General features: G+C 43.8%; 17 protein-coding genes. 10 read left to right on the forward strand and 7 right to left on the reverse strand.

Annotation, left to right across the window (positions count from 1 at the left end; genetic code table 11):
- Complete coding sequence (locus DBR43_RS21725; protein WP_124584625.1) at window positions 1-447, forward strand: DUF2059 domain-containing protein; 447 nt, start codon at window positions 1-3, stop codon at window positions 445-447.
- On the opposite strand, the gene DBR43_RS21730 is transcribed toward DBR43_RS21725, so the two are convergent.
- The 3 genes from DBR43_RS21730 to DBR43_RS21740 are packed head-to-tail and all read right to left on the reverse strand — an operon-like array spanning window position 444 to window position 5166.
- Window positions 444-2201 (reverse strand): ABC transporter ATP-binding protein, encoded by a 1758-nt coding sequence (locus tag DBR43_RS21730; RefSeq protein WP_124584627.1) that lies wholly within the window; start codon window positions 2199-2201, stop codon window positions 444-446. The two genes, DBR43_RS21725 and DBR43_RS21730, sit on opposite strands and share 4 nt — an antisense overlap.
- The gene (locus DBR43_RS21735; protein ID WP_124584629.1) at window positions 2191-3921 is read right to left on the reverse strand and encodes an ABC transporter ATP-binding protein; all 1731 of its coding nucleotides are present in this window, start codon (window positions 3919-3921) and stop codon (window positions 2191-2193) included. Before DBR43_RS21735 ends, DBR43_RS21730 begins: the two co-directional genes overlap by 11 nt.
- A gap of 24 nt (window positions 3922-3945) precedes the next feature.
- Complete coding sequence (locus DBR43_RS21740) at window positions 3946-5166, reverse strand: ABC transporter permease (RefSeq protein WP_124584631.1); 1221 nt, start codon at window positions 5164-5166, stop codon at window positions 3946-3948.
- A gap of 81 nt (window positions 5167-5247) precedes the next feature.
- On the opposite strand from DBR43_RS21740, the gene DBR43_RS21745 reads away from it, so the two are divergent.
- A complete protein-coding gene (locus DBR43_RS21745; protein ID WP_124584633.1) occupies window positions 5248-6519 on the forward strand; it encodes an exo-beta-N-acetylmuramidase NamZ domain-containing protein in 1272 nt (423 codons plus the stop codon).
- A gap of 12 nt (window positions 6520-6531) precedes the next feature.
- Window positions 6532-6744 (forward strand): hypothetical protein, encoded by a 213-nt coding sequence (locus DBR43_RS21750; protein ID WP_124584635.1) that lies wholly within the window; start codon window positions 6532-6534, stop codon window positions 6742-6744.
- Between the two features lie 19 nt (window positions 6745-6763).
- Here the strand turns inward: DBR43_RS21750 and DBR43_RS21755 are convergent, their stop codons facing one another.
- On the reverse strand, window positions 6764-7819 hold the full coding sequence (locus tag DBR43_RS21755; protein WP_124584637.1) for a DNA topoisomerase IB: 1056 nt from the start codon (window positions 7817-7819) through the stop codon (window positions 6764-6766).
- 60 nt (window positions 7820-7879) lie between these two features.
- On the opposite strand from DBR43_RS21755, the gene fmt reads away from it, so the two are divergent.
- Window positions 7880-8800, forward strand: a complete 921-nt coding sequence (fmt, locus tag DBR43_RS21760; RefSeq protein ID WP_124584984.1) for a methionyl-tRNA formyltransferase — start codon at window positions 7880-7882, stop codon at window positions 8798-8800.
- Here fmt and DBR43_RS21765 read toward each other — a convergent pair.
- Both DBR43_RS21765 and DBR43_RS21770 read right to left on the reverse strand, forming a co-directional pair.
- On the reverse strand, window positions 8768-9613 hold the full coding sequence (locus DBR43_RS21765; RefSeq protein ID WP_124584639.1) for an aminotransferase class IV: 846 nt from the start codon (window positions 9611-9613) through the stop codon (window positions 8768-8770). The two genes, fmt and DBR43_RS21765, sit on opposite strands and share 33 nt — an antisense overlap.
- The gene (locus DBR43_RS21770) at window positions 9614-10645 is read right to left on the reverse strand and encodes an RluA family pseudouridine synthase (protein WP_124584641.1); all 1032 of its coding nucleotides are present in this window, start codon (window positions 10643-10645) and stop codon (window positions 9614-9616) included.
- A 351-nt stretch (window positions 10646-10996) separates the two neighbouring features.
- Between DBR43_RS21770 and DBR43_RS21775 the strand changes: the two genes are divergently transcribed.
- The gene (locus DBR43_RS21775; protein WP_124584643.1) at window positions 10997-11869 is read left to right on the forward strand and encodes a 1-aminocyclopropane-1-carboxylate deaminase/D-cysteine desulfhydrase; all 873 of its coding nucleotides are present in this window, start codon (window positions 10997-10999) and stop codon (window positions 11867-11869) included.
- Here DBR43_RS21775 and DBR43_RS21780 read toward each other — a convergent pair.
- Window positions 11862-12251, reverse strand: coding sequence for a VOC family protein (locus DBR43_RS21780; RefSeq protein ID WP_124584645.1), 390 nt, complete (start codon window positions 12249-12251; stop codon window positions 11862-11864). The genes DBR43_RS21775 and DBR43_RS21780 overlap by 8 nt on opposite strands.
- A 96-nt stretch (window positions 12252-12347) precedes the next feature.
- Here DBR43_RS21780 and DBR43_RS21785 point away from each other — a divergent pair, with 96 nt between their 5' ends.
- The 5 genes from DBR43_RS21785 (at window position 12348) to DBR43_RS21805 (ending at window position 18813) form a co-directional block, all read left to right on the forward strand.
- Window positions 12348-13139: a class I SAM-dependent methyltransferase gene (locus tag DBR43_RS21785; RefSeq protein ID WP_124584647.1), complete on the forward strand. Its 792-nt coding sequence runs from the start codon at window positions 12348-12350 to the stop codon at window positions 13137-13139.
- 313 nt (window positions 13140-13452) lie between these two features.
- Window positions 13453-15111, forward strand: a complete 1659-nt coding sequence (locus DBR43_RS21790) for a DUF3472 domain-containing protein (RefSeq protein ID WP_124584649.1) — start codon at window positions 13453-13455, stop codon at window positions 15109-15111.
- Between the two features lie 472 nt (window positions 15112-15583).
- Complete coding sequence (locus DBR43_RS21795) at window positions 15584-17392, forward strand: type VI secretion system Vgr family protein (RefSeq protein WP_124584651.1); 1809 nt, start codon at window positions 15584-15586, stop codon at window positions 17390-17392.
- 14 nt (window positions 17393-17406) lie between these two features.
- A complete protein-coding gene (locus DBR43_RS21800) occupies window positions 17407-18312 on the forward strand; it encodes a hypothetical protein (protein WP_124584653.1) in 906 nt (301 codons plus the stop codon).
- Window positions 18313-18327: 15 nt separating this feature from the next.
- The gene (locus DBR43_RS21805) at window positions 18328-18813 is read left to right on the forward strand and encodes a DUF4280 domain-containing protein (RefSeq protein WP_124584655.1); all 486 of its coding nucleotides are present in this window, start codon (window positions 18328-18330) and stop codon (window positions 18811-18813) included.

The raw sequence follows: 18813 nt of genomic DNA on the forward strand, positions 1-18813 counted from the left end.
ATGAAAAAAATCATCATCACCCTTACTTTAATCTTAGCCGCTGCAACACTTTCCTTTGGCCAGGACAATTCTGTCTACAAAACCACGCTTCAGGACATGATGAATATTTCCGGCGCTACAGAAAGCTATAAAGTGGTCATTACACAGACCTTTAAAATGCTCAAAGAGCAAAAATCTGAGGTTCCTGCTGAAGTATGGATACAGTTTGAAAAGTCATTTCTCGAGGCTTCCCAGGAAGAACTGTTGGAAATATTACTCCCTATTTATCAGAAACACATCAGCCTGCCCGATATGAAAGCCATTATCGCTTTCTATCAAAGTCCTGCAGGCAAGAGGTTCTCAGAAAAAACACCCCTCATTATGCAGGAATCTATGCAAGCTGGCCAGCAATGGGGCTTAAGACTGGCAGATCAGTTCAATAAAAAGCTAAAAGAGAAGGGCTATTAGCTCTTCCTCTTTCCTTTAAGCAGCATGTCCATTGCATGATCAAGTGTACCGGCCCTGATCACTTCTCCCGAGTTCACAAAAAAGATTTCATCGGCATTCTCAATGGTATTTAAGCGGTGTGCAATGATGACAAGGGTGGTATCCTTAGACAGCTTTTTTAAGATCATACCCAGCAACTGTTCTGTAATGGTATCGATGTTTGCCGTTGCTTCATCCAGGATTAGCAATTCCGGATTTCGCAGCACCGCCCTCATGAAAGCAATCAATTGCTTTTGTCCGAGGCTGATGTTGTCCGATCCCGAGGTAACTGGTGTTTCCAATCCTTCGTCAAATATCGCCAGCAGAGCTTCCAGATTGGCATCTTTGATCACCTCTTCCAATTGTGCATTCGAATAATCCTTATATTTAGGATTGCCGTATAAGATGTTGTCTTTCACCGATCCGCTAAAGAGAAAAGGTTCCTGCAAGATAAACCCGATCTTGCTGCTTCTTTCCTCATCCGTATACGAACGGATGTCCTTACCGCTGAGCAGCACCGTTCCCTGGGTGGCATCATACAACCTGGCAATCAGCGAGGCTGTGGTTGTTTTTCCGCCTCCCGTAGGACCGATCAAGGCATATGTTTTGCCTTTTTCCAGACTGAAATTGATGTGATGGAGGATTTCCTGTCCCTCTGCATAGGAAAAATGTACGTTTCGGAATTCCAGCAGTGAACCGGAGGTTTCAACAGTATCTTTCAGCTGAGGAAGGTCATTTTCCAGGGATAAAATCTGTGAAACCCTGTCCCAGCTTGCCATGGCCACCTGAAAACTGGCCCATAAGGCTGCCAGCTGTCTTAATGGATTGTAAAAGTTAGTGGCATAAGACAGGTAACTCACCAATAGGCCGATCGTGAATTGCCCCTGGGAAATCAGGTAAATTCCAAACAGCAATACAATCAATTGTGCCATACCGGAAAGCAAACCATAAACCGGCATTAAAATATTATTGGCCAGTCCGGCCCCTATTGCCGTACGGTAATTATTCTGGTTGGCCTCATCAAATCGTTTTCTGAAATAATCCCTTCTGTTAAAGGCAATGATCACTTTAAAGTTATTCAGGCTTTCCTGAATCTCGGCACTCATCCCCCCTACACTCTTTAAGTTGGCTGCATTCCTTCTTTTTACCCAGGGTGAAACCACTGCCGTAAAGATCAGGATCAGTACTGCCGGTAACAATGCCACAGACCCCAGCTCAAAATTGATCAGCAACAGGAAAATACCAGCTCCTGCCATCGTTACGATACTCCCGATAAACTGCATCAGGGACTGAGAGAAAAACTGGTTAATTTTATCGGTATCACTATTTACCCGCGAAATCAGGTCGCCGGCTTTGTTCTCATTAAAAAAAGCAACCGGCAATTCCTGTAACTTATTAAAGATGGCATTTCTTAAAGTAAACAGCATTCGCTGTCCCACTCCTCCCATCAGTTTTGTTTGCAGGTATCCCGTACAAAAGGTAATCATATACATGACCAGCAAGATGCCGGAAAACTTCAAGACACCCGAATATTGTTTCGTCCGCACATAGGCATCGATCGTATGTCCGATCAGCAAAGGCCCCAGCAACAGCAAGCCTGAGTTTAAAAGGATCGTCCCTGAAGCAATCCATAAATTTCTCCGCTCATCACTGATCAGTGCTATCAGCTTTTTCAGCGCCTGATAAGTAGATCGCTTTTTCTGCGTGGTACTTTCCTGGTTAAGATTATAATTCATAATTGCTGGTGCTCTGTTGTGAGGTATAAATCTGAACGTACTCAGGACTGCTTTTCATCAGCTCCGTATGTGTTCCCTGGGCAACGATCTCGCCCTGCATCAACACAATAACCTTATCATAATGCGCTACAGACACGATTTTCTGAGTTACAGAAAGTAAGGTGATGCCCGGATAATTTCGCTGGACATTTTCTAAGATCCTCTTTTCTGTATTGTGGTCTACGCGGGAAGTGAAATCATCCAAAAGCAATACCTTAGGATTTAAAGCTAAAGCCCTTGCCAGCATGATGCGCTGTTTCTGGCCACCGGAAAGGTTCGAACCGCGTTCAGAAACAATTGTATTCAGCTGATCGGGAAGCCCTGCCACAAAATCGTTCAGCTCGGCGGTTTCAATCGCCATTTCCAGCGACTGATCTGTCACCGTATCACTAAATGCAATGTTTTCCCTGATGCTCATGTTAAAGATGATGCTATCCTGAAAAACGAAGCCTACCTGCTGGTGAAAAACTTCCTGGTTATAACTGTTGATATCATGTCCGTCAAACAAGACTTCGCCCGATTCCGGGAGGATCAATCCGGTGAGGATGTACAGTAATTGCGACTTTCCTGCTGCAGTGGGGCCGATAATGGCCGTTTTAGAACCCGCTTTTAAAGCAAAGGAAATGTTTTTCAAGGCAGGTTTCTGTCCGTAAGAGACCGAAACATCTTTCAGTTCCAGCTCCCCCCTCAATGTTGCCTTGATATTGCCATCTGCAGGATTTTCTGCAATGTTCAATACGCCTTCAATCCTTTGATAAGAGGTGGTGGCCTGGGCAATCACATTGCTCATGAAACCAATCACCAGAATCGGAAAGATCAGCAAGCTCAGATAACTCGTAAAAGCAGCAAATTCTCCCAGACTCATCGTTCCCTGGATCACGAAATGACCGCCCAGGGCAAGGATCGTTAATCCGGCCATATTGGCAACAAAGATGATCAGTGGAATCAGTCCTGCAAATAATTTAAGAATAGACAAGCCCAGGTTCTTTGCCTGGGTATTTGCCGACAGGAATTTATCATATTCCAGCTGCTGCGAGTTGATCACCCTGATCAACGCCGCGCCAAGGATGCTTTCACTGATGACTTTATTGAGCCAGTCGATCACCTCCCTGCTCTTTTTAAACAATGGCTTCACTTTACTAAGGACCAGGTAAAAAGAAGTCCCGATGATGGGAACAATCGCAATTACCGCCAAAGCGAGCTTCCAGTTCAGACTCAGCAGCAGGATACTCGCGCCGACAATAAGAAATATGGAAGAGGCAATGGACACAATGGCTTGTGAGACAAAAGATTTGATCGCATCTACATCCGTAGTCAGGTTAGTCAGCAATTTCGAAGGGTTGGCTTTTTCGATATAGGCATGGCTCTGACGGGAAATCTGATTGGAGAGCCTCGTCCTCAGGTCCCTTGCTACCCGCTCTGATGCATAAGTCTGCACCAGGCTTTGAAGGTAAGTAAACAGGAAAATGAAAAGAATGGCAATCCCGAATTCCAGGAATACTGCGCGGATTCCAAAAGTACCTGCAGTATAAGCATCAATACTGTCCGCTATAATTTTAGGGAGCAGCAGGTTCACACCATTGCTCAGCAAGGCCAGGAATATCAACAAAAAGATCATTCCCCGATATGGCTTTAGCAGACTAAAAACACTTGACTTCTTCTCTGCTTTGTTTTTTTTCATATCCTGATGAGTTGTTATAATCTGCTATTTGAACCGGATCGCTTTGAGTGGTGAGATTTTACTGACCAGCATGGAAGGCAGGATCAATACCATAAAACAGATGATCACCGTACAGACATTGAGTATTAATACTTCTGAAAAATGAATTTCTATAGGGACATAAGATAAATAATAAGATCCCTGATCCAGCTTAAACAGGTGTGTGTATTGCTGCAGGAAGCAAAGACCAAGGCCCAGTATATTTCCCAGCAACAATCCGATCCCTACCAGATAAACCGCATTGTAAAGGAAAATCTTCATCACACTAAAATCTGTCATCCCGAATGCTTTCAGCATTCCTATCATATTGGTACGCTCTAAAATCATGATCAGCAGGGCGGTAATCATATTGATCACCCCAACAATCATCATTAAGATCAGCAAGACCCTTGTATTGACATCCAGTAAAGACAACCAGGTAAAAATTGCCGGAAAAAACTCATAAACCGATTCTGATTTAAGGTTCACCTCAAGGTTCGTATAGATGTCCATTGAAACCGGCTTGAGTTTCGAGAAATCTTTAATCCGGACCTCTATTCCTCCGATCTCGTCTGCTGACCAGTTGTTTAACCTGCGGATTACATTCAGGTCTCCCAAAACAAAACCTTTATCAATTTCCTCTACGCCAACGCTATATATACCTACGATTTTAAATTTCCTGCTCCGGGGTGGGTTCTGTACGAAATTCATGATAAAAGAATCTCCCGTTTTCAGCTTGAGCCGGTTTGCAGTAAATTGAGAGATCATAATTTCCTTCATCGCCGCTGCGCTATCGGTGAAACTGATCACCCTTCCACTCACTAAATGCTCAGAAATATATTTCCAGTTGAAGCTCTTGTCTATCCCTTTAAAATTAATGCCTTCGACTTCGTCGTTCACCGAAATAATGGCAGGCTTTGTCGCATAAGGCTGAAAGTAAGCTACATCCTTGTTTTTCTTAAGGTTGCTAATCGTTTCTGCCCCCGGAACAAAAGGTGTAAGCTCAAAGGAATTATTCAGGTCGAACTTAAAGATGCGGACATCCCCGATATAGCCCCTTACCTTTTCCCGGATCTCTGTCTTAAAACCATTGATAATGGCGACCGACAGAATCATCACCGCTAAACTGAGCATGACGCCTGCTATCGCAATGCGAACGATCAGCTTGGAAAAAGTACGCTCAGATTTAATGGCTATCCGCCCTGCTATGAAATATTCTGTATTCAATCTTTTGCTATAAATGGTAACTTAGCAAAAATGCTCAATTGATTTTGATTTAAAGTTATAATTATAAAAAAAGGTTCCCCAATGAGACAATCACTTACCTATATCGTACAAGCTGCATTTCTTACTTTTAGTCTTCAGGCTTGCGCTTCCAGTCGGCCTGCAAAGATGAAACCGGCAATAACCCATTCTTCGGCAGCCAGTACCAGTAGTGCGAAACTGCAGGAAAACCCCATCCGTACCGGAGCTGAACAAACGGAAAAATACTTTCCCTACCTGAAAGGCAAGCGCATTGGAATGGTGGTCAACCCAACTTCCGTGATCGGAAATGAAACTTCCGTAGACAGCCTGTTGAAACTGGGTGTAAATATTGTAAAGATCTTTGGTCCGGAACACGGTTTCCGTGGCAATGCCAGTGCAGGGATTCATGTGAACGATGCCATAGATACCAAAACGGGAATTAAAGCGGTTTCCCTTTATGGAAAGCATTCTACACCCACCAAAGAAGACCTTGCAGATGTAGACCTCATGATCTTTGACATTCAGGATGTGGGCGTTCGTTTTTACACCTATATCAATACCCTGCAACATGTGATGGAAGCCTGCGCCGCAGAAAACAAGGAAGTACTGATCCTTGACCGCCCCAATCCGAACGGGTTCTATATCGATGGCCCCATTCTGGACCCGAAACTCGTTTCCGGAATAGGCCTGCAGGCCATTCCTATTGTTCATGGCTTAACCGTTGGGGAATACGCACAGATGCTGAATGGTGAAGGCTGGCTGAAGAACAAGGTAAAGTGTAAAATCAAGATCATCACCGTAGAAAATTACAACCACGATCTTCCATATGACCTTCCGGTAAAACCCTCACCGAACCTGAATACCCAGCAATCTATTTTACTGTATCCGACCTTATGTCTTTTTGAAGGCACTTATCTGAGCCAGGGACGGGGAACCCAGTTTCCATTTACGGTATTAGGTGCACCGGCATTGAAAGGAAAATACGATTTCAGCTTTACCCCTAAAAGTATCAAAGGAATGGCAGAAACGCCTTTGCATCAAAACAAAGTATGTTATGGCATGGACCTGAGAACTTACGATGTGGCAAAGATCCGAAGGAATAAAGCCCTGAATTTAAACTGGCTGATCGAGCTTTATAAGGCTTACCCCAATAAAGCAGATTTTTTCAACTTTAAACTCAGTACCCAGATGGGAAGTTTTGACAAGCTTTCCGGAGATTATAACCTGAAACAGCAAATCATTGACGGGAAATCAGAAAAAGAAATCAGGGCCAGCTGGGAGCCTGGATTAACTAGGTATAAAACAATGCGTCAGCAGTACTTGTTGTATCCTTAAAAAAGGATCCCAATGAACAGCGAACCCAAAAAGAAAAGCGGAAAACCGGGGAGCAATTACCTGGAAGAAATCCCTAAGGATAAGGTTCCTGCCGGAGATAAGGCAGTAAAGAAACCGGAAGACAAAGATTATCAGAAAGAAGAAGCCGATTTTAAACATCCGGCTAAAGAAAGAGAACAGGGAGAACAACCGGTACACCCTATAAAAAACGCACCTAAAACATAATCAAGGCCCTGAATTTCTCTCAGGGCCTCTTTTTTTTCTGTACCGCACGGAGAAACGACATCAGCACTTTCTCATCGTTTTTTATTCCCGCCAAAGTATTCCTCTGAGCAGGATTGATTTTTTTCAGGTACTTTGTAAGTTCCCCCTGTTCAAAGGCCTCCAGCAACATCGGATACACATAAGAACTCTTACATACTGCCCGGGTATTTCCAAGTCTTGCCGCTACACAATCCAATACTTCAACAATCATCTTTTTCTTTGGCTGCTCTTCACTGGCTCCCGCTTCACAAACTGCCAGTTGCCGCAATGCTTCCAGTGTCCCTCCCCAGGTCCGAAAATCCTTGGCACTGAAATCGCCTCCGGTGATTTCTTTAATGTAATTGTTTACCATTCCTGAATCTATCGCACGGCGTTCCGCATCATCGGCATAATACTGAAACAAGTCCTGGCCGGGGATTTCTTTACATTTCCGAAGCAAGGCAGCCAGGCTTTTATCGTTCAGGCTCAGCTCCTGCTGAACTCCCTTTTTGCCAACAAAGCTGAGTAACAAATGATTTCCATTGATCTTCACATGTTTATTCCGAAGCGTACTCAATCCGTAACTTCCGTATAATTGTTTGTAGGATTGATTACCAATCCTGATTAAGGTTTTCTGCATAAACTCCACACAGATGGCCAGCACTTTTAATTCATCAAAACTTTTGCGCCTCAGGTCCTTTGCAATCCTTGTCCTTGCCTGGGGCAGCGATTTTCCGAAATCCAGCAGCCTGAAATATTTGCTGTCCGACCGCCTGGAGGTCCATTCCGCATGATAACGGTATTGTTTCCTTCCTGCCACATCCATCCCCGTAGCCTGCAGGTAACCGTTCTTCTTTGGAGAGATCCAGACCTCTGTCCATGCCGGAGGAAGGACCAGCTTTGCGATCCTGCTCAGTTCATTTTCGTCCTTCAGCAGATTTCCGTCTTTATCTTCGTACCGAAAATGCCCTGGCTTTCCCTTCCTGTATATCCCAGGTTTGCTGTCTGTTACATAAACCAATCCGCTTGATTTGAGCGCTTCCAGTGTCTCCACCATATACTTTCCATAAAATATGCGTGAAATTTTTAGTTATTTTGTTATCTAAAACAACGGATGATGAGATTAGTTTTTATGGGTACCCCCGATTTTGCAGTAGCTTCTTTAAGCGCTTTGGTGGAAGCTGGATTTGATGTGGTTGGTGTCGTTACGGCTGCCGACAAGCCTGCCGGAAGAGGCCAGAAGCTTCAGGAAAGTGCCGTAAAACAATATGCTGCAGCAAAAGGGATCAAGGTATTGCAACCCTTAAAACTAAAAGATCCGGAGTTTATCACTGAATTAAAAGCCTTAAACGCCGATTTACAGGTAGTTGTTGCTTTCCGTATGTTACCGGAAGTGGTCTGGGATATGCCAGCAAAAGGAACGATCAACCTTCATGGCTCGCTATTGCCGCAGTATCGTGGAGCCGCCCCGATCAACCATGCCATCATCAACGGAGAAAAAGAATCCGGGGTAACCACATTTTTTCTGAAACATGAAATAGATACCGGCGATGTGATCTTCTCTGCAAGTGTGCCTATCGGCGATACCACAACCGCAGGTGAGCTTCATGATCAATTGATGAATGTAGGTGCGGAACTCCTGGTAAAGACCGTAAAAGCAATTGAGGAAGGAAATTATGAAGAACAGCCGCAGCCTCAGCATGAAGAGCTGAAACATGCGCCCAAAATATTTAAAGAAAACTGTCTGATTGACTGGAACCAGCCGTCCAGAACGATTTACAATATGATCCGCGGACTGAGCCCGTATCCTACCGCCTTTACCAGGCTCAACGACAAAACACTGAAAGTATTCCGCGCGGAGCTGGAAGAAAAAGAAACGGGCATCTCTCCCGGAGGATTCCTTTCGGATGGAAAGACCTTCCTTAAATTTGCCGCAAAAGACGGTTTCATTAAGCTGACCGACCTTCAGTACGAAGGCAAAAAACGCATGTCAACGGAGGAATTCCTAAGGGGTTACCGCATTGAGTCTGGCGCTTAGGTCTTTGGAGATCTCGTTAAAATAACGTTTCCTCCCATAGCCCATCACCCACCTGATCCCGCCTGTTGCATTCGTGATAAAAACCTCTTCTGCTTCTTTAAGCACTTCAGGATTGATCTGCGCTTCAATAAGCGGGATGTTATTGCTTTTGGCCATATTCATCACCACACTGCGCATCACTCCCGCAACACAGCCTTCCGATAAGGCAGGGGTATAAATCTGCTTATCATAAACGACAAATACATTGGAGCTGATGCTTTCACATAGAAAACCATGCTGGTTTAAAATAAAAGCCTCATCCAGGTTGTGCTGTTTTTTATACAATCCCGCCATCACATACAATAGAGAATTGGTGGTCTTGTAATTGGACAATTTGTTCACAGGCTTCGTGATTTCATCGTAAACATCTACGATCAATCCTTTCTTATTCAGCTCATAGGTTGGCTGAGCCAGTGGACTTGCTTCCAGGACATAGCCGGCTTTATTGCTTTCAGGGGTATATAAACCTTCTCCCTCCCTGTACACAGAAAGACGGAAACGGATATGGTCCTTCAGCTTGTTCTTTTTGGAAAGCTCCGCAGTTTTCTGCTTCAGAAAATACTCGTCCATCAGGTTACTGCCATCCATTTTCAAAGCCTTCATCCCTGCCCTGAGGCGATCGGCATGCTGCTCTGCAAACTTCAGTTTCCCATTGTCCATGCGCATAGATTCGAACAAGCCATCACCGTATCTGAATGCACGGTTCTGCACTCCGATCACAGGATGGTTTGCCGCTACAAACTCATCATTATGTAAAATATATTCCTGTTGCATTTACGACGGCTCAACGATATAGTTTCTCCATTTGTTTAATACCGAATCAAAATCAGCAGGTAAAGGCGCCTCAAATTCCATGTACTCTTTAGTAGTCGGGTGGATAAACCCTAACGTTTGTGCATGTAATGCCTGACGTGGCAACATCTGAAAACAGTTTTGAACGAACTGTTTGTATTTGTTGAAAGTCGTTCCTTTTAAGATCTTATCTCCGCCGTAATTGGCATCGTTAAATAAAGGGTGTCCGATATGCTGCATGTGCGCTCTGATTTGGTGTGTGCGGCCAGTTTCCAGCTGACAACTGATTAGGGTTACATATCCTAAACGCTCTAATACCGAATAATGTGTTACCGACCACTTACCTTTTTCTTCCTCATCATATACATCCATCACAATCCTGTTCTTTGCACTCCTTCCGATGTAGCCCGTCACGGTGCCATCTTCCATCACATCTCCCCAGGCCATGGCAATATATTTACGGGTAATGGTATGGTCAAAAAATTGTTTCGCCAGTTTGGTCATGGTGATCTCGTTCTTACTGATCAGCAACAAACCGGAAGTATCTTTATCAATCCGGTGAACCAGGCCAGGCCTGCCTTCATTTCCCGGTAATTGTGGTAATTTTTCAAAATGGTAGGCCAGCGCGTTGACCAATGTTCCGGTATAATTATTAAATCCCGGGTGAACCACCATGCCCGCCGGTTTATTCACCACCAACAGATCGTCATCTTCGTAAACAATATCCAATGGGATATTTTCCGGATAAACTTCCGTATCTCTCGGCGGGTGCGGGAAGACGATAGAAATCTCATCCGCAGGCTTAACCTTATAACTCGCTTTAACGGTCGACTGGTTAACGAGCACATTTCCAGCATCAATTGCATTCTGAATCCGGTTACGTGAAGCATTTTCCAGGCGCCCCATTAAGAACTTGTCTACTCTTAACAAAGACTGTCCTTTATCAACAACAATATTAAAATGTTCGTATAAATCCTGCTCTTCTAACTCCTGCACATTGCTGCTATTTTCCATGAAATGTATCTCTGTTTATGATTGTGGAAGCCATATTCTAGGATGGTTCCATAATGCAAAACTAATCTTTAACTACTACATAATTCAAAAAAAATAAATTGGTCTGCTTTTTGATAACCCCGTAGTCCGATAACAAATATAATTTTTGTGAATTCTTCAGGGCTTAGGCTAATAAAAAAGCGGGTAGCAAAGGTCTCGACGAATCAGAATTGTTAAATTTTAATTCAAGGATTATGAAAAACTTTACTCAGAACGTTAAAATTATCTTAAACTTTTTTCCTTACCTACTTAGGAAGATCTATTTTAAGCCCTAATTTATCTGCTTAACAAAAGGCGCCTATCTTTGCAGGCATGTTTACAGATATTTATAGCCCGCTACAACAATTAAAGCATCCTGTTCTTCGGGAATTCTGGATGAAAAGAGATGATTTAATTGACCCTTATATCTCGGGAAATAAATGGCGTAAACTTAAATACCTTTTATCAAAAGCATTTAAAGAGAATAAGCATCACCTCATTACTTTTGGGGGTGCTTATTCTAATCATTTACTCGCTACCGCAGCTGCTGCCTCAAGAGCAGGGTTGAAATCTTCCGCATTTGTACGGGGTGAGGCAGTAGAAAATGAAATGCTCATGCTCTGCCGGCTGTTCGGAATGAACCTGATCTTTACCGACAGAACCAGTTACAGAGAGAAAACTCAATTATTTCAGCAACACTTTGGCGATGATCCCAATGCCCTCTTTATTGATGAAGGTGGTGCAAGCCTGGAGGCAGTACAAGGCTGTGCGGAGATCATTGCAGAACTTCCAGGAGATATCGACCATCTTTTCTGCGCTGCCGGAACCGGGACTACCGCAGCAGGATTATTGAAAGGGATTCAGCAGCAAGGGTTAAAAACCATCCTCCATGTAGTTCCTGCTCTAAAAGCAGGAAGCTTTATTGAAGAAGAGGTCTTCAAATATCTGGGCAATACCGATCAGCTCATCCTCCATACGGATTACCATTTCGGAGGTTATGCAAAGACCCAACCGCCCCTCATCGACTTCATGAAAAATTTTGTAAGCAGCCAGGGCATTTTAATCGATCCGGTATACACCTCAAAGATGCTCTACGCAATTGAGGATCTTTCTGCGAAGAATTACTTTAAAAAGGAAGACAAAATCGTTGCCCTTCATACCGGCGGCTTACTCGGCATCCTTGGGATGAAGGAGAAATTTAAATAGGTGCAGAATGCAAGGCCACCCTGTTTCCTTCCGTATCCAGAAAAACAGCCATAAAACCATACTCCGGTGAAATTTCTGTTTTAGGCGCAATAATTTTTCCGCCCGCCGCTTCGATTTTATCTAAAACAAGCTGTACATCGGGATTTGCATTCAGGTAGACAAGCGTCCCGCTATCTGATGAAGGAGTATGAAAGCCCTCACACTTTACCAATGTCCCTCCAATATCGTCCATCATATTTTCAAGAGGAAACATCCGCATCTCGTAACCGGGAGAGTCCATATGAACCATTTGGATGTCAAAGATGGTTTCGTAAAATTTTTGCGCCCGGTCAAGGTCAACTGCCGGTATTTCAAACCAGCTTACTGCATTTTTAAAAATCATATCCGTAAATTTTAATAAATGAAATACACCTAAATATAATAAGAAAAATGCATCCGGCGTTTATTAAATTAGCCCCCAAGAACCTGAGCTTAACCTATGGATTTATACCATCAAACCGGACAAACCTACAATAGCACCAGAACTGCAGATCCCCTGATCACCAAACGCCTTTCTGCCCTGACCGGCAATAAAAAAGACGATAAAATCCTTGATGTAGGCTGTGGAACCGGAAACTATACCCTGGAACTCTCTGCAAGCGGTTTACAGATGTATGGAACGGACCCTTCGGATCAAATGCTGAAAATTGCAGCAGAAAATGGCAGCTCCGTTGTCTGGAAAAAAGGCTATGCAGAACATATAGATTTTCCTGATGCTACGTTTGATGGCGCTATTGCAACCTTAACTATCCACCATTGGATTGATCTGGCCAAAGCTTTAAAGGAGCTGTACAGGGTCCTTAAACCGGGCTCAGACCTCGTCATATTTACCTCCACTTCCGAGCAGATGCGCAATTACTGGCTGCATCATTATTTTCCAAAGATGATGAGCGCTGCGATGAACCAGATGCCCTCTTTTTCAAAGATCTGGGAATACGGTACCGATGCAGGTTTTGAAATTACTAAAACAGAAAAATACTTCGTCGCCACTGATCTTGAAGACCTCTTCCTCTATGCAGGAAAGCGAAAACCGGAAATGTACCTCGACCCGGAAATCAGAAAAGGGATCTCCTCTTTTTCAGATCTGGCCCAGGCCGATGAAATTTCCTCCGGACTGGAATTGCTGGAGCGGGATCTCAAATCGCAAAAGATCAATATTGTCAGGGACAGGTTTGATGACCGCATGGGCGATTACCTTTTTATTGTGCTGTCTAAAACAAATGAGTTTTAAAAATATTTCCGACAAAACAGGCCTGCCCCCAAGCTCCACACAAACGTTTGCATTATAGATCATTGACTGCAAAAAACCACAGAAACTATCCTCAGGCCGCTTTTTTAAAACACAAAAAGAAAAACCAAACAGACAACTGTCAGTCAAAGTCATAAAGCACTCATTTTATGGCATTTAAAATCCTCCGCTTATCCGCTCAGCGGCTAAATTCAGTGGTTTCGAGCTACACAATCGTTTGCGTAAAGGAAGAACCTCACATTACCATGCTTTTTAGGGAACTTCAATATAACCTAAACCCTTAACCAACAAAGACATGAAATCAACCCGATTTTTTTCCTGGCCTGTAATGGCCATGCTCTTGCTCTGTGCTGCACTTTCTGCCTGTCACAAATCCCTGGTTCCCGAAAACCCGGCGAAACAACGTGCTGAACTCAGCGCGGCAAATGCTGCCCTGGCAGGCACAGAAAATGCCGCTCCCTCCGAGCACATCTACTTTAACTTTCCTTCGGATGCGATTGTTAAATTACACAAGATAAAAATTACCGCTTCGGCCAACGCGGAATATTTCTCTGTACACAATTATTCAGGCGGCTATGCAGGCCTGCAGCAAACGCCAGACAATTCTTTTGGAACGCCCAACATCCTGATCTCCTCTTTATGGGATCCCAATACTGCGGGAGGCATCTTTTCAGAAGTCGCCTACACCGCTCCGGGAACCATCAGCAGCAGATTTGGTGGAGAGGGAGATGGCTATAAAACCATCAATCCCTACCAATGGGCCCTCAATACCTGGTACAACATTGCCCTCCGGGCCTGGAAACTGAATGGGAAACTGTACATCGGCACCTTTATTCAGAACATGACTACCGGAAACTGGTTCCATACCTCCACACTGGCTGTTCCTGAACGGACTACTTTCCTGGGATCGGGTAATGATGCCTTTCTGGAAAACTGGACAGGCAGCAATGCCGCCTACGATGGCCGTTTTATCCGAAAGGCATTCTTTAAAGATTGCTGGAACCTGAATACCGCCAATAGCTGGCAAAAACACAGCAGCAGAAGTTTCAGCGCCAATGATGGCGATCAGGGCCGGAACGGCATTTATGACCGGGCTTTTAATTCCGGATATGATGTTACTGAGGATGCCTATTTCATGGAACATGGCGGTACCGTTCAACCCAGTGCAGGTTTTGGAACAGGGCGTACACTGGCACTTCCTGATCAAACCAATCAGGGCACTGCACCCCTGCTGACCATCGCAGAGGTCCAGTCTGCCACCGCCACAAGCAGCGGAAACACCGTTACCGTAAACTGGATAAACAATCCGACTAAAAGTCCTCAGTTCTCTTCAAAGGTGGAATTGCTGAACCCTGCAGGCGGAGTGGTCAGTACCGTTAACGAGGTATTGCCTCAAAAGAGATCGGCCAGCATTTCCAGTACATTGGGAACCGGAACCTATTCAGTAAGAATTACGGTCACAGATATCTTTAACCAAAGCTCCAGTCCCATCACCATTCCTGTAACTTCAGGTATTTCCGGAACAACCTGGTATAAAATAAAGAACGCCTCCAGCGGACTCTACCTGGCACTGGAAAACAACAGTACCGCCAATAGTGCTTTTCTTGTTCAGGCAACCAGCAGTACCGGAAATGGTCAGAAATGGAAATTTACCGCGCAGGGAACAGCCTATGTGATCGTCAACGCAAACAGCAACAAGGCCATCGATATTTCAGGAGGCACACAAACCATAGGGGCAAATGTGATTCAGTACACCATCAGCAATGCAGTTAACCAGCAATGGAACCTCGTTTCTGCAGGCAGCAATCAATATGTGATCCAAAGTAACATGTCGAGTCACTATGTACTGGACAATCCGGGGAGCAGCAGTACTTCCGGCACTAAAATTACACTCTACTCCATCAATGGTGCATCAGGATCTCCAAATCAACAATGGATTCTGGAAGCGCAATAACATTGTAAAAATCAGCAAATCAATCTAAAAGCAGGAGTGAATCATTTTCATTTCTGCTTTTTTGTAATAATCTTGTTTCTCAGCGCCATTCATTCGCAAGCCAAACAAAATCCCCGGGATTAAGTCAATAATACATTCAAACTGGCAACATTTTTGTATCAACAGAGCCATACCGAATGATAATTTATTTAATAACAAGGTTTATGGCTTTCATAGTAAGACCAATTTTTTCAAATAAGAATTATAAAATTCTTCCAAATTTCATAGTGCAGGAAGCCTCTTCCTATAGAATCAAGCATTTTGAACTATTTTCCATAGTACCGAAGTCCTGCTCAGCGGACTGATTTATAAAACATTAATCTTCTAAAATTTAATTCCCCGAAAAAGCACAGGCAAAGAACTGTCCGCAATTTTAGGGAAAGAGACCATTTAAACATACACGATAGCATGAACCCTATTACAATTAAAACTTATGGAAAAAAGAACCACTATAGAAATAGAAATTAATGGAACAGAAATTCTGCACATCAGTTCTTTTAAACTAATTCAGAAATTCAATAAACACCATGAGTTCGAGTTAGTCATCAATTATGATGTTGTGGAACAAAGCGGGACACATAAGCTTGACCAGGCACAGAAATGGGTGGGAACGATCCTGACGGCCAGTTTTGATCAGGGTGCCAACAATTTCAAAGGGATCATTTGCGAAATTGGTCTTTCCCAGAATCATGGCTTAAGGTCAAATATTGTGGTAAGAGGATATTCTACAACCATCCTTTTAGACTCAGTAAAACAGATCCGTTCTTTCAGCGCAATGACCTTAGAGGAGATCGTTCAGAAAATTGCCGACCCTGAATTGTCCGGCTTCTCCAGTATGATCATCAACAATAGTTTCAAAGATCAGATTCTATATCAAACGCAGTTCAAAGAAAGCAATTTTGATTTTATAAACCGTTTGTCTTCAGAATATGGCCAATGGTTCTATAACAACGGCGTGGACATTTGTTTTGGCAAACCCCGTGACTTAAAGAGTGTACACCTCGTTCTGGGCCAGAACCTGTCCTATTTAAACTCTTCCCTACGCGTAATTCCATTGCAGTTCTCCTACTATAGCTACCAGTCTGAAGAAGACAACATGCTCGACGAGCATACCGGATCTTCGGTAAACATCAGCAACCACTATGTGGGAACCGCAGTTTCCGGATCTATGGATATCTTCCCTTCAAAAGGAAATATTCCTGTAAAACCAAGACCAGCCAATAAAAGCCAGCTTTCCAGGTTTATCCGGGACCATCAGGCCGGGCAGGCCGCAAATTTAACAGATGTGACCGGGGAAAGCACCAATTCGGCATTGGCCATCGGTTCGGTTGCCGACATCAATGTTTCCCTGAGGGATGGATTGGATAGCTTTAAAAAAGAAGCGCTCGACAAATACCTCATTACAGAAATCACCCATCAGATTGATGGCTTGGGAAGATATAGCAATACCTTTAAAGGAATCCCAGCCGATGTGAGTGTGGTGCCGGCAGATAATGTCCATAGTCCACAGGCAGAGTCGCAGGTGGCGACCGTGAAAGACAACAAGGATCCCAGCAATCAGGGCAGGGTTAAAGTACAGATGCTTTGGCAAAAACACAATGAAACCACAGACTGGATCAGGGTATTGACCCCCGATGCAGGAAGCAGTAATCTCGTCACTCAAAACAGGGGCTATGTCTTTGTTCCGGAAATCGGTGACCAGGTCATTCTTGGTTTCCGTTATAATGATCCGAACCGTCCTTTTGTACTCGGCAGTATCTTCCATGGAAAAACAGGTGCCGGAGGATATGAGAAGAATCACCTTAAGCAAATCTCGACAAGAAGTGGCCACCTCATTGAATTTGATGATGAAGAAGGAACCCAGGGGATTAAAATCACTGATCATCACAAAAACAGCATTCTCATCGATACCAAGGGCAATAATATTACCATTACTGCTTTGGAAACGATGACCTTTAATGCAAAGAACATGCAGATCAATGTGGAGGAAAACATGCAGGTCAATGTGATGAAAGACATGAATACCCAGGTGAGTCAGAACCATAAGATCAGTGTGGCAAAACAATCTACCTTACTTGCAGAAAACATTACAGAACGGGCAACGAATGATTATAAAATCACCGCTAAGAAAGTAGAAAAAACCGCAGACCATGTCAACATCAACAGTAAAGTTGAAAACCTGACCCTTTATTCGGGGAAATCTGTAGTTTCCAAAAGTGTGGAGAAAAATAAACTCTTTTAACCTGCCAAAAAACAATGCAAAAGGTAGATCTAACCAGCACCTCCCCACTTTTCTATAACCCTACAGGCTTAAAGCGAACCTATGGGGTAATTTTTGATCTGGCAAACGGAGAAAAAAAACTGCATGTTCATTTCGAGGTTGTCATAAAATACCTGGGAAAGCTTCAGGACCAATATCTTTTGATAGAAATGGATAAAAAGGACGTTTTTATCAATAATCAGATGCCCGAGAATACAATTGACCAGTTCACGGCTGCCTGTGGTGCCATATTATATCCACTGGAGGTCATCACCAGCAGCCATGGTGAGTTTCTTGGCATCAACAATAAAAAGGCGATACGGGAAAGGTGGGAAGAGAAAAAGCCGAAACTACAACAGTATTACAAGGGGGAAAAAGCAGAAGAAATTTTCACCTATATGGACCTTGCCCTGGGCAGTGATCACCACCTGGTGAATTCCGTATTTGAGGATCAGTTTGTGGCACTTTATTTTTCTAAAGCCATTGCCATCAGTCATAAGATCGGCCTTGAAACTTTCGAAATCTCGATTCCCGGGCTTCCTTACACGAGGGCGGTAAAATACGAAATCAAACAGGAAACAGACGGGAGTCCAACAGATAACGGAACTATTCAGCTCTCACAAAAAGGGCACTGTACCGATGAACGGGACCAGATTGATCCTGGTAAAGGTGAGGTAAACCTGCGTTACTCTCTGTACCGTAAAGACCATACGATCAATTCGATCACCGGAAGTTTCGACCTCTTTACAAAAGGAACCTTAAGGGCCATTCAGGTACAGGTATATCACTTAAGGGAAAAAGATGAAGCGGGAACAGCAGCGTTACAAGACAACAAAGAAGAAGAAGAAGAAGAAAAGAAAGTAGAAAAAAAGCGCAGAAGCTTTTTTTCATTTCTTGATTAAATAATTCAGAGCACTATGAGTGAGAAACATTTAGTATGTCAGGGCGCCATTTGCGAATGTAAATTCGGTTCTACACCGGATCAGCTCATGGTCCTTTCGCAGAAAAAACATTATATCAACGACGAACAGGGCTCCGAGAAGCCACTGGGTAACACCATGGACCTCGGGCAACCCTTTAAGGCAAAAACTTTTGGCAGCTGCAAGTTAATGAACAATGCAAAATGTAGTCCGGCGATTACGGCCTGGTTAAAATTTTACGAGAACGTGGTGCTCGACAACGGTGGAAAACTGTTGCTCGAAAACAGCAAAGGAACCTGTGCAGTTGCCGGGGCACCCTGTGTGGAGTTCACTTTTCACGGACAAACTGCTGCAGTTTCCAGTCAGAATACAAAAAAAGCAGAGGAGGATAGTTCCAGTTACCTGAACCCACTGATGAACGTAACGAAGATAGCCGATAAACTTTTCCGATTTGACCTTCCGGCAGCAGCGGATAACCTATAG

It is taken from the genome of Pedobacter sp. KBW06, from assembly GCF_003852525.1.
Lineage (GTDB): Bacteria > Bacteroidota > Bacteroidia > Sphingobacteriales > Sphingobacteriaceae > Pedobacter.

What these genes read in the sequence shown, in the direction of transcription:
- DBR43_RS21730 (WP_124584627.1), bottom strand. Translation starts at nt 2,201, where the DNA reads ATGAATTATAATCTTAACCAGGAAAGTACCACGCAGAAAAAGCGATCT.
- DBR43_RS21780 (WP_124584645.1), bottom strand. Translation starts at nt 12,251, where the DNA reads ATGATTTTTAAAAATGCAGTAAGCTGGTTTGAAATACCGGCAGTTGAC.
- DBR43_RS21765 (WP_124584639.1), bottom strand. Translation starts at nt 9,613, where the DNA reads ATGCAACAGGAATATATTTTACATAATGATGAGTTTGTAGCGGCAAAC.
- DBR43_RS21745 (WP_124584633.1), top strand. Translation starts at nt 5,248, where the DNA reads ATGAGACAATCACTTACCTATATCGTACAAGCTGCATTTCTTACTTTT.
- DBR43_RS21805 (WP_124584655.1), top strand. Translation starts at nt 18,328, where the DNA reads ATGAGTGAGAAACATTTAGTATGTCAGGGCGCCATTTGCGAATGTAAA.
- DBR43_RS21795 (WP_124584651.1), top strand. Translation starts at nt 15,584, where the DNA reads ATGGAAAAAAGAACCACTATAGAAATAGAAATTAATGGAACAGAAATT.
- DBR43_RS21775 (WP_124584643.1), top strand. Translation starts at nt 10,997, where the DNA reads ATGTTTACAGATATTTATAGCCCGCTACAACAATTAAAGCATCCTGTT.
- DBR43_RS21755 (WP_124584637.1), bottom strand. Translation starts at nt 7,819, where the DNA reads ATGGTGGAGACACTGGAAGCGCTCAAATCAAGCGGATTGGTTTATGTA.
- fmt (WP_124584984.1), top strand. Translation starts at nt 7,880, where the DNA reads ATGAGATTAGTTTTTATGGGTACCCCCGATTTTGCAGTAGCTTCTTTA.
- DBR43_RS21800 (WP_124584653.1), top strand. Translation starts at nt 17,407, where the DNA reads ATGCAAAAGGTAGATCTAACCAGCACCTCCCCACTTTTCTATAACCCT.
- DBR43_RS21725 (WP_124584625.1), top strand. Translation starts at nt 1, where the DNA reads ATGAAAAAAATCATCATCACCCTTACTTTAATCTTAGCCGCTGCAACA.
- DBR43_RS21735 (WP_124584629.1), bottom strand. Translation starts at nt 3,921, where the DNA reads ATGAAAAAAAACAAAGCAGAGAAGAAGTCAAGTGTTTTTAGTCTGCTA.
- DBR43_RS21750 (WP_124584635.1), top strand. Translation starts at nt 6,532, where the DNA reads ATGAACAGCGAACCCAAAAAGAAAAGCGGAAAACCGGGGAGCAATTAC.
- DBR43_RS21785 (WP_124584647.1), top strand. Translation starts at nt 12,348, where the DNA reads ATGGATTTATACCATCAAACCGGACAAACCTACAATAGCACCAGAACT.
- DBR43_RS21790 (WP_124584649.1), top strand. Translation starts at nt 13,453, where the DNA reads ATGAAATCAACCCGATTTTTTTCCTGGCCTGTAATGGCCATGCTCTTG.
- DBR43_RS21770 (WP_124584641.1), bottom strand. Translation starts at nt 10,645, where the DNA reads ATGGAAAATAGCAGCAATGTGCAGGAGTTAGAAGAGCAGGATTTATAC.